Origin of the sequence: Micromonospora sp. CB01531 (assembly GCF_001905095.1) — a bacterium.
Taxonomy (GTDB): domain Bacteria; phylum Actinomycetota; class Actinomycetes; order Mycobacteriales; family Micromonosporaceae; genus Micromonospora.
Genome location: NZ_LWLS01000073.1, coordinates 36,336 through 50,458, shown reverse-complemented (window position 1 = coordinate 50,458; position 14,123 = coordinate 36,336). Strand labels below are relative to the sequence as shown.

The 14,123-nt window shown below is 74.8% G+C and carries 12 protein-coding genes; 8 read left to right on the top strand and 4 right to left on the bottom strand.

The genetic code is table 11. The features are described from left to right. Nucleotides 1-46 precede the first annotated feature (46 nt). Nucleotides 47-2,386, top strand: a complete 2,340-nt coding sequence (locus A6A27_RS21115) for a heavy metal translocating P-type ATPase (protein ID WP_073836369.1) — start codon at nucleotides 47-49, stop codon at nucleotides 2,384-2,386. A gap of 34 nt (nucleotides 2,387-2,420) precedes the next feature. On the opposite strand, the gene A6A27_RS21110 is transcribed toward A6A27_RS21115, so the two are convergent. The 4 genes from A6A27_RS21110 to A6A27_RS21095 all read right to left on the bottom strand — a co-directional run bounded on the left by A6A27_RS21110 (nucleotide 2,421) and on the right by A6A27_RS21095 (nucleotide 7,572). Further along, on the bottom strand, nucleotides 2,421-3,347 hold the full coding sequence (locus A6A27_RS21110) for a universal stress protein (protein ID WP_073836368.1): 927 nt from the start codon (nucleotides 3,345-3,347) through the stop codon (nucleotides 2,421-2,423). Then, a complete protein-coding gene (locus A6A27_RS21105) occupies nucleotides 3,299-5,701 on the bottom strand; it encodes a phosphoketolase family protein (RefSeq protein ID WP_073836367.1) in 2,403 nt (800 codons plus the stop codon). The genes A6A27_RS21110 and A6A27_RS21105 overlap by 49 nt, the downstream gene beginning before the upstream one ends. Nucleotides 5,702-5,827: 126 nt before the next feature. Beyond that, complete coding sequence (locus A6A27_RS21100) at nucleotides 5,828-6,655, bottom strand: universal stress protein (RefSeq protein WP_073836366.1); 828 nt, start codon at nucleotides 6,653-6,655, stop codon at nucleotides 5,828-5,830. Nucleotides 6,656-6,774: 119 nt separating this feature from the next. After that, on the bottom strand, nucleotides 6,775-7,572 hold the full coding sequence (locus A6A27_RS21095; RefSeq protein WP_073836365.1) for a PP2C family protein-serine/threonine phosphatase: 798 nt from the start codon (nucleotides 7,570-7,572) through the stop codon (nucleotides 6,775-6,777). Between the two features lie 107 nt (nucleotides 7,573-7,679). Between A6A27_RS21095 and A6A27_RS21090 the strand changes: the two genes are divergently transcribed. From A6A27_RS21090 to A6A27_RS44320, 7 genes are all read left to right on the top strand, one after another. After that, nucleotides 7,680-7,916: an HTH domain-containing protein gene (locus A6A27_RS21090; RefSeq protein WP_073836364.1), complete on the top strand. Its 237-nt coding sequence runs from the start codon at nucleotides 7,680-7,682 to the stop codon at nucleotides 7,914-7,916. Next, on the top strand, nucleotides 7,916-8,494 hold the full coding sequence (locus A6A27_RS21085; protein WP_073836363.1) for a Clp protease N-terminal domain-containing protein: 579 nt from the start codon (nucleotides 7,916-7,918) through the stop codon (nucleotides 8,492-8,494). Before A6A27_RS21090 ends, A6A27_RS21085 begins: the two co-directional genes overlap by 1 nt. Before the next feature lie 124 nt (nucleotides 8,495-8,618). Beyond that, entirely contained in the window at nucleotides 8,619-9,626 is a 1,008-nt protein-coding gene (locus A6A27_RS21080) for a diacylglycerol/lipid kinase family protein (protein ID WP_073836404.1), read from the top strand. Beyond that, a complete protein-coding gene (locus tag A6A27_RS21075; protein WP_073836362.1) occupies nucleotides 9,619-10,620 on the top strand; it encodes a YihY/virulence factor BrkB family protein in 1,002 nt (333 codons plus the stop codon). The genes A6A27_RS21080 and A6A27_RS21075 overlap by 8 nt, the downstream gene beginning before the upstream one ends. Nucleotides 10,621-10,690: 70 nt before the next feature. Next, nucleotides 10,691-12,181, top strand: a complete 1,491-nt coding sequence (locus A6A27_RS21070) for a phosphatase PAP2 family protein (protein ID WP_073836361.1) — start codon at nucleotides 10,691-10,693, stop codon at nucleotides 12,179-12,181. Between the two features lie 10 nt (nucleotides 12,182-12,191). Next, a complete protein-coding gene (locus A6A27_RS21065; RefSeq protein ID WP_073836360.1) occupies nucleotides 12,192-12,995 on the top strand; it encodes an endonuclease/exonuclease/phosphatase family protein in 804 nt (267 codons plus the stop codon). Nucleotides 12,996-13,036: 41 nt separating this feature from the next. Continuing rightward, entirely contained in the window at nucleotides 13,037-14,044 is a 1,008-nt protein-coding gene (locus A6A27_RS44320) for a hypothetical protein (protein WP_073836359.1), read from the top strand. Nucleotides 14,045-14,123 lie beyond the last annotated feature (79 nt).

The window sequence follows — 14,123 nt, the reverse complement described above, 5'->3', positions numbered from 1 at the left end:
CCTCGTTGCCCTGCCCGGCAACCCGGACCGTTGAGACGATCCGCAGGTGGGAGCGGAACCGCGCGAGTGCGTGCCGGAGCGGCCGGTGCCGGGGCACCGGGCGGACTGGCGGGAGTGGGCGCCGCTGACCCTGCTCACCCTGGCCGTGCTGGCCGGCGCCGGGTTGTGGTTCGCCGGGCTGCGGGGCGTGGCCCAGTTGGTCTGGGCGGCGGTGACCGTGGTGGCGCTGCTGCCGGCCGCCTGGACGACGGTGCGGCAGTTGCGGCGCCGGCAGTTCGGGGTGGACGTGATCGCCGTGCTGGCGCTGGTCGGCACGCTGCTGGTCCGTGAGTACCTGGCCGGTGCGGTGATCGCCGTGATGGTCGCCACCGGGCAGGCGCTGGAGGACTACGCCCAGCGCCGGGCCAGCCGCGACCTGCGCGCGCTGCTGGAACGCGCCCCCCGGCAGGCCCGGCGGCGTACCCCGGACGGCGGGATCGAGGTGGTGCCGCTGGACCGGGTCGCGGTGGGGGACCGGTTGGTGGTCGGCCCCGGCGACGTGGTGCCGGTGGACGGGACGGTCGAGGAGACCGCCACGCTGGACGAGTCGGTGGTTACCGGCGAGTCGCAGCTGGTCACCCGCGCTGCGGGCGAGCAGGTGGCCAGCGGTGTGGTCAACGCGGGCGCGGGGTTCGGGCTGCGGGCCCGCCGAAGCGCGGCCGAGAGCACGTACGCCGGCATCGTCCGGCTGGCCCAGGAGGCGACCGCGCACAAGGCCCCGATGGTCCGGCTCGCCGACCGGTACGCCGCTGCGTTCGTGCCGTTCACCCTGCTGCTGGCCGGGGTCGCCTGGGCGCTCTCCGGCCAGTTCCTCCGGGCGGTGGCGGTGCTGGTGGTGGCCACCCCCTGCCCGCTGCTGCTGGCCACCCCGATCGCGATCGTCTCCGGGCTGTCCCGGGTGGCCCGGCGCGGCGTACTGGTCCGCGAGGGCGGGTCGCTGGAGCTGCTGGGCCGCGCCCGCACCCTGCTCATGGACAAGACCGGCACGCTCACCGCCGGCCGTCCCCGCGCCGCCGAGACGGTGGTTGCGCCCGGCGGCGACCGGGACGAGGTGCTGCGGCTGGCCGCCTCCGTCGAACAGCTCTCCCCGCACGTGCTGGCCGCCGCCCTGGTCCGGCAGGCCCGTGAGCAGGGGCTGCCGCTGGCCGAGCCGGCAGACGTCACCGAGGAGCCGGGCCGCGGGGTGACCGGCCGGGTCGACGGCCGCCTGGTGCGCGTCGGCCAGCTCGCCGGTGAGCCGCCCGAGTGGGCTCACCGGGCCCGCGAGCGCGCCGAGCTGGCCGGCCGCTCCACCGTCTGGGTCAGCGACGATCATGGTCTGCTCGGCGCGATCCTGCTGGAGGACCCGGTACGCCCCGACGCCCGGCGTACCCTGCGGCGGCTCCGCCAGGCCGGGCTGAACCGCCTGGTGATGGTGACCGGCGACCGGCCGCGCACCGCCGAGCAGGTCGCCCGGATCGTCGGCGTGGACGACGTGATCGCCCAGTGCTCGCCGCAGGCGAAGGTGGCGCGGGTCAGGGAGGAGTCCGGCCGGGCGGTGACCGTGATGGTGGGCGACGGCGTCAACGACGCCCCGGCCCTGGCCGAGGCGCACGTCGGGGTGGCGATGGGCGCCACCGGGGCGACCGCCTCTGCCGACGTGGCGGACGCGGTGCTCGCCGTGGACCGGTTGGATCGGCTCGCCGACGCTGTCGAGATCGCCCGGTACGCGCGGCGCATCGCGGTGCAGAGCGCCACCGTCGGGATGGGCCTGGCCGTGGTGGCGATGGTGGCGGCCGCCGCCGGCGGGCTGCCCCCGGTCGCCGGCGCGTTCCTCCAGGAGGGCATCGACGTGCTGGTCATCGTCAACGCGCTGCGCGCCCTGCGGGGCGGCCTGCGGCACCGGGACGTCCCGCCGGAGACCCGGGAACTGCTCGACCGGTACGCCGACGAGCACGGCGGGGTACGGGACGTGCTGGCCGGGCTGCGCGATACCGCCGACCTGGTGGCGACCCGCCCCGACGCGCCGGAGTGCGTACCGGCGCTGCGCGAGGTGCACCGCCGGCTGGTCGACGAGGTGCTCCCGCACGAGGCGGCCGAGGAACGGCACCTCTATCCGGCGCTGGCCGGCCCGCTGGGCAGCGCCGAGGCGACCTCGACGATGAGCCGTGGCCATGTGGAGATCAGCCGGCTGGTGGATCGGATCGGCGGTCACCTGGCCCAGCACCCGGACGGCCGGTTGCGCCGCGACGAGCTGCCCGACCTGCTGTCCGCCCTGTACGGGCTGGACGCCGTGCTCCGGCTGCACCTGGCGCAGGAAGAGGAGGACTTCTTCTCGCTCAACCCGGCCGACCTTCCGCCGCGCTGACCGGCCGCGGGCCGGTCGCCCGGGCCGTCGCCGCTCAGCGTTCCCGGACCACCGCCACCGGGCAGCTCGCATGGTGGATGAGCTGCTGGCTGACCGAGCCGAGGAGCATCCCCCGCAGCCCGCCCCGGCCTCGGCTGCCGACCACCACCAACTGCGCCGCACGGCTCGCCTCGACCAGCAGCGCGGCCGGGTTGCCTGGGCTCGCCTGGATCTCGACCGGGACGTCCGGGAAGGTCTTCCGCCACGGGGCCAGGCTCTCCTCGGCCGCTGCCCGTTCGGCGGCCTCGGTCTCCTCCGGGCCGGCGCCGGGATCCACCCACCGCTCGGCGGGTGGCGCCCAGGCCCGCAGCAGCCGCAGCGGCACGTCCCGCTGGGCGGCCCGCTCGACGGCGAACCCGAGCGCCCGCAGGGAGGACTCGGAGCCGTCCACGCCGACCACGACCGGCCCGGAGGTGGCCACCTGCCCCTGCCGGACCACCACCACGGTGCAGTGCGCGTGGGCGGTGACGGAGACCGCGGTGGAGCCGACGAGCAGGCCGCCGAAGCCGCCGTGGCCCCGGCTGCCGAGCACCAGCAGCCCCGCGTCGGCGGAGCGTTCCTGCAGCACCAGGGCGGGCGGGCCGTCGAAGACCTCGCCGGTCACGGTGAGGCCGGGCCGTTCGGCGCCGGCGTCCGCCGCCGCCTTGCGGACCAGCTCCTCGACCTTGCGCCGGGCGGTCTCGTCCGGCCAGATCCCCGGGGCCACCCCGGGTCCGATCCAGCCGGCCACCGTCAGCCATTCGAAGACGTACGCCAGCCGGACCGGCCGGCCGGAGCGGCCCGCCTCGTCCAGTGCCCAGTTCAGGGCCACCGTCGAGTCGGCGGAGCCGTCGTAGCCGACCAGGATCTCGTCGCGGCTGACGTCGACCGGGTTCACTGCCCGCCTCGCAGGCCGAGCTCGGTTTCCCGGATCCAGCGCCACTCGGCGACCTTGGGGTCGTCCTCGCCGTACTCGCGGGTGTAGTCGCGAGCGGCCTGCCGGGCGTCGACCATGTCCTGGCGCAGGTGGGCGGCGCGCGAAGCGAGCCCGGGAACCCGGTCGATGACGTCGATGACCAGGTGGAAGCGGTCCAGGTCGTTGAGCATCACCATGTCGAACGGCGTGGTGGTGGTGCCCTCCTCCTTGTAGCCGCGCACGTGCAGGTTGTCGTGGTTGGTCCGGCGGTAGGTGAGCCGGTGGATCAGCCACGGGTAGCCGTGGTAGGCGAAGATGATCGGCTTGTCGCGGGTGAAGATGGTGTCGAACTCGAAGTCCGGCAGGCCGTGCGGGTGCTCGGACGGCGGCTGCAGCCGCATCAGGTCGACCACGTTGACCACCCGCACCTTCAGCTCGGGCAGGTGCCGCCGGAGCAGGTCGGCCGCGGCCAGCGTCTCCAGCGTCGGCACGTCACCGGCGCAGGCCAGCACCACGTCCGGCTCGGTGCCCTCGTCGGTGCTGGCCCAATCCCAGATGCCCAGGCCGCGCCGGGCGTGCTGGATGGCCTCGTCCATGGTCAGCCAGTTCGGCGCCGGCTGCTTGCCGGCCACCACCACGTTGATGTAGTGCCGGCTGCGCAGGCAGTGGTCCATGGTGGAGAGCAGGGTGTTGGCGTCCGGCGGCAGGTAGACCCGGACCACCTCCGCCTTCTTGTTGACCACGTGGTCGATGAAGCCCGGGTCCTGGTGCGAGAAGCCGTTGTGGTCCTGCCGCCAGACGTGGCTGGAGAGCAGGTAGTTCAGCGAGGCGAGCTGCTCCCGCCAGGGGATGCCCCGGGTCACCTTCAGCCACTTGGCGTGCTGGTTGACCATCGAGTCGACGATGTGGATGAACGCCTCGTAGCTGGTGAAGATGCCGTGCCGGCCGGTGAGCAGGTAGCCCTCCAGCCAGCCCTGGCAGAGGTGCTCGGAGAGCACCTCCATCACCCGACCGTCCGGCGAGAGGTGGTCGTCGCCGGGGACCGTGGCACCGACGAACGCCCGATCGGTGACCTCGAAGGCGGCGCCGAGCCTGTTCGAGGCGACCTCGTCGGGCCCGAACAGGCGGAAGTTCTGCGGGTTGGCGGTGATCACGTCGCGGATCCACGGGCCGAGGACGCCGGTGGAGCCGGCCACCGGCTCGCCCGGATGCTCGACGTCGACCCCGTAGGCGCGGAAGTCCGGCAGGTTCAGGTCGCGCAGCACCACCCCACCGTTGGTGACCGGGTTGGCGCTCATCCGCCGGTCCCCCTTCGGGGGCAGGTCGACCAGTTCGGCGACCGGGGCGCCGGTGGCGTCGAAGAGTTCCTCCGGCCGGTAGCTGCGCAGCCAGCGCTCCAGCTCGGCCAGGGCCTCCGGGCTCTTGCGTACGCCGTCGATGGGCACCTGGTGGGCGCGGAAGGTCCCCTCGACCGGCTTGCCCTTGATCTCCCGCGGGCCGGTCCAGCCCTTCGGCGTACGGAGGATGATCATCGGCCAGCGGGGGCGTTCGACCCGGCCGCCGGAGCGGGCCCGGCGCTGGATCTCGGCGATCTCGTCGAGCGTCCGGTCCAGCGTCGCGGCGAGGCTCTGGTGCACCCGGGCGGGGTCGTCGCCGGCGACAACGTAGGGCTGGTAGCCGTAGCCGCGCATCAGGCCGAGCAGGTCGTCCTCGGGGATCCGGTCCAGCACACTCGGGTTGGCGATCTTGTAGCCGTTGAGGTGCAGGATGGGCAGCACCGCCCCGTCCCGGGCCGGGTTGAGGAAGACGTTGGACAGCCAACTGCCGGCCAGCGGACCGGTCTCCGCCTCGCCGTCCCCGATCACGCAGGCCACCAGCAGCTCCGGATTGTCGAAGGCGGCGCCGTAGGCGTGGCTCAGCGCGTATCCCAGCTCGCCGCCCTCGTGGATCGAACCCGGCACCTCCGCGGCGACGTGGCTGGGGATGCCGCCGGGGAAGGAGAACTGGCGGAACAGCCGGGCCATCCCCGTCTCGTCCCGGGTCACCGAGTGGTAGAGCTGGCTGTAGGTGCCCTCCAGCCAGGTGTTCGCCACGATCGCCGGCCCACCGTGGCCGGGACCGGTGAGGTAGATGACGTTCAGGTCGCGGTTGACGATGACCCGGTTGAGGTGGGCGTAGAGCAGGTTCAACCCGGGACTGGTGCCCCAGTGCCCCAGCAGCCGGGGCTTGACGTGCTCGGGCTTGAGCGGCTCGCGGAGCAGCGGGTTGGCGAGCAGGTAGATCTGCCCGACGGTGAGGTAGTTCGCCGCCCGCCAGTAGGCGTCAAGCCGGCGCAGCTCGTCTTCGGTCAGTGGGCTGTGCAGGTCGAGAGCGGTGTCCATGCTGCAATAGCCTCTCGCGGCTCGGGGACTTCTGCAGCCCGTAGGCGGATATCCCGTCCGGGCGGGTCCAGCTTGGCCCCGTGCCGGTCGGGCAGGCAGGGCCGGAGGTCCCGGGCCGGGCGGGCGTCATGGCCCGTACGCGTCCGGCGCGAGTCCACGGACGACGATCACCGGGGCCGGCGAGTGGTAGAGCAGCGACTGGCTGACCTCGCCCAGCATCCCCCGCCAGGCTTCGTCGCCGCGCGCGGCGACCAGCGCGACCTGCGCCGAGCGGGACTGTTCGACCAGGACGGTGCCGGGGTCGCCGCGGACGGTGTGGCACTCGGCGGCCACCGTGGGGTGCCGGGCGGCGTACCGGGCCACCGTCTCGGCGAGCAGGTCGTCGCCGTCGCCGGCGCGGCCGGACTCGACGACCCGGATCGCCAGCAGCCGGGCCCCGCGGCGTTCGGCGCAGTCGAAGGCGTAACCGAGGGCGGTGTGGGAGGACGTCGACCCGTCCACGCCGACCAGCACCGGTCCGGGGGGCGGCGCCTCGGCCCGGCCGACCAGGACCGGGCAGCCGGCCCGGGCGGCGAGCTGCACGGCCGGCGCGTCGGTCGGTACGCAGTCCGTGCAGCCGGCCATCCCGCCGTCGCCGAGCGCCACCAGGAAGGCCGACTCGGAGGCCCGGATCAGCGCCTCGACCGGGGAGCCCTCGACGATCGCACCGCTCACCGGCACCGCCGGCTCCGCCTCGGCGACCACCTGTCCAGCCTGTTCCAGCAGGCCCTCGGCGGCGGCGCGGGGTCCGCCCGGCGCGGACGTCGCGGCCTGCGCCGCCCAGTTGAAGGCGTGCAGCAGGTGCAGCGGGCGGTCGTGGGCGGCGGCCTCCACGGCGGCTGTCCGGACCACCTGGAGGTCCTCGTCCGACCGGCCGACGCCGACCACCACCGCGTCCTCGGTGGGTGCGGCCATCCCGCCTCACCTCCCGACCGCGCACTCCTCACCCACGGTAGTCGTGGCGGATGCCCGCCCGGACCGGGTCGGCGGAACTGGCCCGGTCACCGCGCCGGGATGCGCGGCGCGGCCCGCGGTCAGCGCGGGGTGGGCACGGTGGGCAGGACGCGGACCACCACGGCGGTGGCGTTGTCGTCACCGCCCTCCTCTAGGCTGGCCGAGAGCAGGGCGCGGGCCGCCCGCGCCGGGTCCCGCTCGGCCAGCAGGTCCCGCAGCCGGTGGTAGCCGAGCTGGTCGCTGACCCCGTCGGTGCAGAGCAGCCAGGTGTCCCCGGTGCGCAGCGGGACGGCCAGCACGTCCGGCTCCGGCCGGTCCGGGTGGCCGACGTAGCGCAGCAGCTGGTAGCGGGCCCGGGCCGCCTCGGGCGAGGTGGCCGGCCACCAGCCGTGCACCACCCCCAGCCAGGCCATGGTGTGGTCGACCGTCACCAGCTCCAGCAGCCCGTCGCGCAGCCGGTAGGCCCGCGAGTCGCCGAGCTGGACGAGCCAGCCCTGCCCGCCGTCGGGCTCGACGGCCAGCGCGGTCAGCGTGCAGCCGGTGAGCCCGGCCAGTCCCGCCCCGGCCTGGCGTACCCGCAGCTGGGTCTCCGCGGTCGCGGCGCGCAGCTCGCGGGCGCCGACGGCGGGCCAGGTGGCGCGGATCCGCTCGACGAAGGTGCTCGTCGCGGTGGCGCCGGCGATCCGGCTGCCGTCACCATCGCCCATCCCGTCGGCCACCGCGAACAGCGGCAGCTCCGGGTCGACGTGCAGCACGTCGAAGTTCTCCGGGTAGTGGTGCCCGACCACGCTGCCGCCGGCCGTCTCCAGCGTGAGCCGCCCGACGGTCAGCCGGCGGGCGGCCTCGACCGGTCGGTCCAGCGAGCGGCGGCGGAACACCAGCGGACCGTAGCACCAGCTGGCGCTGCGCCGGGCGCGTCGCGGTCGTGTCGGCTCCTTGTCAACCAGGGTTGACAAGGGGAGTGCTGTCAACCTATGTTGACAGCATGAGTCAGGCGACGGAACTCGCGGCGGCCGCCGGCAGCACCGACCCGAAGGTCGGGCTTCGCGCGGTTCTCGCCCTGCGCCGGCTGCTCGAGCGGCTCGAGGTGGTCCAGGTGGACAACGCCCGACGACAGGGCTGGTCCTGGCAGGAGATCGCCGACGCGCTCGAGGTCAGCCGGCAGGCGGTCCACAAGAAGCACGCCGGGCGACCGGCGGTGCCCGGAAGCTGGGAGGCGTGATGTTCGAACGGTTCACCGACCGGGCTCGGACGGTGGTGCGCCACGCGGTCGACGAGGCCCGCGCCGAGGGCCGGCGCCCCGTCGGCACCGAGCACCTGCTGCTCGGCGTGCTCGCCGACGGCGACAACCTGGCCGTCCGGTTGCTGGCCCAGGCCGGCGTCCGGGCCGAGGACCTGCGCGCCGCGGTGGCCCGGCACACGGCCGGCGGTGTCGACGGCCTCGGCGAGGCCGACGCGGCGGCGCTGCGGGAGATCGGCATCGACCTGGCGGCGATCGTCGCGCGGATCGAGGAGTCCTTCGGACCCGACGCGCTGCGCGAGGCGGCGCCCCCACCCCGCCGGCGCTGGGGCCGGCGCCGGCCCGACGACGGCCGGTTCTCGCCCCGGGCGAAGAAGGTGCTGGAACTCAGTCTGCGCGAGGCGATCCGGCTGCGCCACCACCACATCGGCACCGAGCACATCCTGCTCGGCCTGCTCCGCGAGGGCAACGGCCTGGCCGCGCTGGTGCTCACCGAGGCCGGCGCCGACCTCGACGACCTGCGCCGGCGGGTGGAGGCGGCGCTGCGGACGGCGGCCTGACGCCCGACGACACGAACGCCGGCGGCGCCAACCGGCCAGTGCGGTCCGTAAACCTGTTTGCGGTCCATGCAACGTCCGTCGCCGTCGACTCGCTGACCCGTTGGAGTTGCTGCACACTGACGCCGTGAACGGTGGAGCGGACCAGCGGCTGGTGACCGCCGGCAACGCCGCGCCGCGCTCGGCGGTGGTGGTCAACCCGGTGAAGGTGACCGATCTCGACCAGTTCCGCCGCACGGTGGACGGCGCCCTCGACGCCGCCGGCTGGCCCCCGCCGACGTGGTACGAGACCACCGTCGAGGACCCGGGCCGCGGCCAGACCGAGGCGGCCGTCAAGGCCGGCGCGGAGGTCGTCCTCGCGTGCGGCGGCGACGGCACGGTACGCGCCTGCGTGAGCGCGCTGGCCGGCACCGACGTGGCGCTCGCCGTGCTGCCCCAGGGCACCGGCAACCTGCTCGCCGCCAACCTCGGTCTCTCCGGCGACCTGGCCGCCGGGCTGGAGGTCGCCGTCGAGCGGGGCATGCGGCGGCTGGACGTCGGGGTCGTCGGCGACCAGTGCTTCGCCGTGATGGCCGGGATGGGCTTCGACGCGCAGATGCTCGACGCCACCTCGGAGACCACCAAGGCGCGGATCGGCTGGCCGGCGTACGTCGTGGGCGCCGTGAAGCACCTGCGGGACCGGCCGATGCGGGTCTGGATCCGGATCGACGACCACCCGCCGCTGCGCCGCCGGGCCCGCTCGGTCCTGGTCGCCAACGTCGGCCGCCTCCAGGGCGGCGTACGCCTGCTCACCGACGCCGAGCCCGACGACGGCTGGCTCGACGTCGCGGTGCTCACCCCCCGGACGCTGGGCCACTGGCTGGCCATGGGCTGGGCGCTCGTCCGCCGGCGTGGCCGGGTGCCCCGGATGGAGATCCTCCGGGGCCGGAAGGTCGAGATCACCAGCAACCGGGCCCAGCCACGGGAGCTCGACGGTGACCTGATCGAGCCCGGCCGCTCGCTCACGGCCGAGATCCGGCCCGCGGCGCTCTGGCTCTGCGTGGCCCGGCCGGAGTGCCACCCCGATCTGTCGGTGGACGCCGACGCCGCCGGTCAGCGCGGTGAACGCCTGGTCGAGGACGCCCGCCGTGAGTAGCACCAAGCTGGTCCCCGAGACCCGGCTGATGTCGGCGGACGAACTCTCCGCCGACGACGCCTGGCACACCCTGCGCCGGCACGGCGGCTGGTGCCTGCTGCGGGACGCCTTCGTCCGGTTCCGCTACGGCGACGGCTTCAGCCACTCCCGGGCCCTCGCCCTGCAGCTCTGCCTGGCCGTGGTGCCGTTCCTCATCGCGCTCACCGGCCTGATCACCGACCTCGGCGCCGACGAGGGCGGCAAGGTGGTCGCCGACACCGTGCTCGCGCTCACCCCCGGCCAGAGCGAGTCGGTGGTGCAGCAGCTGCTGGCCGACGGCGAGCACAGCGAGCACGCTGGCGAACTGGCGTTGACCCTCGGCCTGCTCACCGGCCTCGTCGCGCTCGCCACCACCATGGCCCAGATCGAACGGGGCGCGAACCGCATCTACGGCGTTGAGCGGGACCGCCCGGCCCTGGCCAAGTACGGCCGCGCCGCCGTCCTCGCGGTGACCGCCGGCGTACCCGCGCTGGCCGGGTTCCTCATATTGGTCGGCGGTCGGGCGATGGGCGAGTCGGTGCGGCGGCACTACGCCTGGGGCAGCGTCGCCAACGCCGCCTGGGACGTGATCCGCTGGCCGCTCAGCGTCGGGCTGACCGTGCTGGCCGTGGCGGTGCTGTTCCGGCACGCGCCCCGGCGCCGGCAGCCCGGCCTGTCCTGGCTGTTCTTCGGTGCCGGCATCGCCACCGCGCTCTGGTGGCTGGCGAGCCTGCTGCTCGCCGCGTACGTCAAGTACAGCGACGGTTTCGGACAGACCTACGGCGCGCTGACCGGGATGATGGCCCTGCTGCTGTGGGCCAACCTGACCGGGATGGCGCTCTTCGGCGGGCTGGCCTTCGCCGCCCAGCTGGAGGCGATGCGGATCGGCGTGGCGGAGCCCGCCCAGCCCGACCACTGGGAGCCGGCAGCCGAACACGCGACGGTCCTCGACACCGGCGAGATGACCGCGCTCTGACCGGCGATCGCGTGTACGCGGAGCGCGAACCGGGTACAGCGCGCCTCGGCAGAACACAAGGGAGGTGCGGGTGACCGTGGTCAAGGAGACCCACCGCCGACCCCTCGGCCGGTTCGCCGGGCGCAGCGTCGTAGGGCTGCTCGCGGTCGCCGGGGCGGGGGTCGCGTTCGGGGTGCTGCTCATGCTCGTCCGGTTCCACTGGGCCCCGCTGTACCGCGCCGACCACGAGGCGGCCGAGTGGTTCAACGGCCTCGTGGCGCCGCACCACCCCCTGGTCACCGCGCTCCAGGCGGTCACCGACCTGGGCGGCCGGCCGGTGCTGATCTGGCTGGTCACCATCGCGGTGGTCGGCCTGCTGATCCGCCGTCAGCCCCGACTGGCGGTCTACCTGATCATCAGCGGGGTGGGCGGGCTGATCCTCGACCCGTCGCTGAAGGCGCTGGTCGGGCGGCTGCGCCCGGTGGTCGACGTGCCGATCACCCACGCGCCCGGCAACAGCTTTCCGAGCGGGCACGCGCTCGGCTCGTTCGTCGCGTACGGGGCGCTGCTGCTGGTCTTCCTGCCGGCCATGCCGCCCCGGTGGCGCCGACCGGCCATTGTCCTGGTCGGCGGGCTGGTCCTGCTGATCGGGCTGACCCGGATCGCGCTCGGCGTGCACTTCGTCTCCGACGTGCTCGGCGGCTGGCTGCTCGGCGCGACCTGGCTCGGCGTCACCGCGTACGCCTTCCGGCTGTGGCGGCGCGACCGCGGCCGCCCGGTGCCACCGATCAGCGAGGGCCTGGAGCCGGAGGCGGGGGAGGAGATCACCCCCGCGCCGGACGAGGAGCACGTGCTGGAGCACCCCCGCTCGGCCGTCGCCGAGCTGCTGGTCGGCTGGGTGCTCGTCTTCGGCGCCCTCTACGCGTTCGGCATGGTGGTCAGCTACCACGCCAAGGGCACGTTCCTCGACACCCTCGACACCGAGGTGCCGCAGTGGCTCGCGGCCCGGCGTACCGACTCGTTGAACAGCCTGAGCTGGTGGTGGAGCAAGTTCGGCGACACGCACGCCATCCTGTTGATCTCGCTGGTCTTCTGCCCGCTGGTGCTGGCGATCTGGAAGCGCTGGCGGCCGGTGCTCTTCGTGGCGCTGGCGATGTTCGGCGAGCTGAGCCTCTTCCTCGCCTCCTCCGGAGCGGTCGACCGTCCCCGCCCGCCGGTGGACAACCTGGACGGGCACCTGCCCACCTCGTCCTTCCCGTCCGGGCACATCGCGGCCACCATCTGCCTCTGGACAGCGATCGCCGTCATCGTGCTCGCCCGCACCGACCACTGGTGGCGGTGGCTGTTCGTGGCCATGGCGGTGATCATGCCGGTCGGGGTGGCCGTCTCCCGGATGTACCGCGGTATGCACCACCCGACCGACGTCATGGGCGCGATCCTGCTCAGCGGGCTGTGGATCGGGCTGCTCTGGTGGGTGGTCGGCCCCAACGCCGACGTCGGGCGGGGCAACCGTCCGGCCATCGAGTCGGAGCAGGTGCCTGAACTGCCCGACGAGCTGGCCAGGGCCGGCCGGGAGGAGTGACCGGGCGCCGATGCTGCGGGTGATGACCTGGAACATCCGGACCGGCGGGCGGGACCGGGATGGGCCCGACCGGTGGCCCGGGATCGTCGCGGTCGTCAGCGGCCAGCGCCCCGACGTGCTGGCCCTGCAGGAACTGCGCGGCCTCGACCGGGGCGGGCGGTTGGCGGACCTGGCCGGCCGGCTGGGGATGGTGCCCCACCTGGCCCGGTCCTGCTTCGGGCAGCCGGTGGCGGTGCTGGTCCGCGCGCCGCTGCGGGTGCTGCGCTCCGGTCGGGTACGCCGACCCTTCCACCACGCCGCCGCCCGGGTCCAGGTGTCCACCGGGGCGGGGCCGCTCACCGTGTTCAGCACCCACCTTGATCCGTACTCGGGCGGCCGGCGGCGGATGGAGGCGGAGTGGCTCGCGGCGGCGGTCCGGCGTACCGGGGGCGAGTTGGCCCTGCTCGCCGGGGACCTGAACACCCTCGAGCCGACCGCCGACCACGCCGCCCGGCTGGCCGGCCTGCCCGATCGGTACCGGCGCCGGCACCTGCGCCGCGACGGCCGTACCGTCGACACCCGCGCCGTGTCCCGCCTGCTCGACGCCGGCCTGGTCGACCTGTGGCCGGACCGCGGCGGGAGCGAGCCCGGCGGGCTGACCGTGCCGACCCGGCACGGCGGGGCGGAGTTCGCCGGGATGCGCCTGGACTACCTGCTCGCCACGCCCGCGTTGGCCGCGTTGGCCCGCCAGCTGCGGGTGGTCCGGGGCGGCGACGCGGACACCGCCTCCGACCACTATCCGGTGGTGGCGGACCTGGCGCTGGACCCGGCCTGACCGGGGCGGCGGTCGTTGCCGCGGCTGACTACCGTGACGCCGTGACCGGCCCGCCGCCCCCGCGCCCGTCCGACCTGGACCGGCCACCCACGTCGCCCTGGCCGGACGCCGCCGCGCCGACCGACCCGCGGGCCCCGGCCGAGCCGCCGCCCCCGCTGGTCGCGGCCGTCGCCCGCGCCGTCGCCGTGATCGTGGTCCTGCCGGTACGCCTGGCCTGGGAGTTGGCCGTCGCCGCCGGCCGCCTGCTGGACCGGTACCTGGTCAGGCCGAGCGGCCGGTTCCTGCACCGCTGGCTGCTGCGCCCGCTGGCCTGGGCCGCGCGCACCCTGCTGTGGCTGCCGCTGGTCTGGCTGGCGCGTGGGGCGGCCTGGGTCGCCGTGCACCTGCTGTGGCGTCCGCTGGCCTGGGCCGTGCGCACGCTGCTGGTGTGGCTGCCGCTGGGGTGGCTGGCCCGGAGCCTCGCCTGGGTTGCGGTGCACCTGATCTGGCAGCCGTTGGTGTGGTTGGCGAGCGGCGCCGCCTGGGTGGCGGTGCGGGTGCTCTGGCGTCCGCTGGCCTGGCTGGTCCGGGAGTTGGTGGTCCGGCCGCTGCGCTGGCTGGCGCGGGTGCTCGCCCCGGTGGGACGGTCGCTGCTCGCCGGGCTGGCGCTGCTCGGCCGCGGGCTGGCTGCCGTCGGTCGGGCATTCGCCGCCGGGCTCGTCGCGGTCGGCCGTGTGCTGGCCGCCGTCGCCCGGGCCCTCACCGGGGTACTGGTGGACGCGGTCGTCGGCGCCTGGCGGCTCGCCGGACGCGTGCTCGGCCTGCTCTATCGAGTGCTGCTGCGTCCGCTCGGTCGGGCCCTGCGCTGGCTGTGGCGGCACACCGCCGTACCGCTGGGCCGGGCCGTCCGGGCCGGCTGGCGGGCCGCCGTCGTCCCGGCGGCGCGGGGCATGCGTACGGCGTGGCGGGCCACGGTCGGGCCGACCCGCCGCTGGCTGCGTCGGACGGTGCTGGACCCGGTCCGGGTCGCCAGCCGGGAGCTGCTCACCGCCCTGGGCCTGCGCCGCTGACCGGCGTCCTCTGCGGTCAGATCAGCAGGTTCAGCACCACGGTCAGCACCACCGAGACGAGGATCGAGAAGAGGATCAT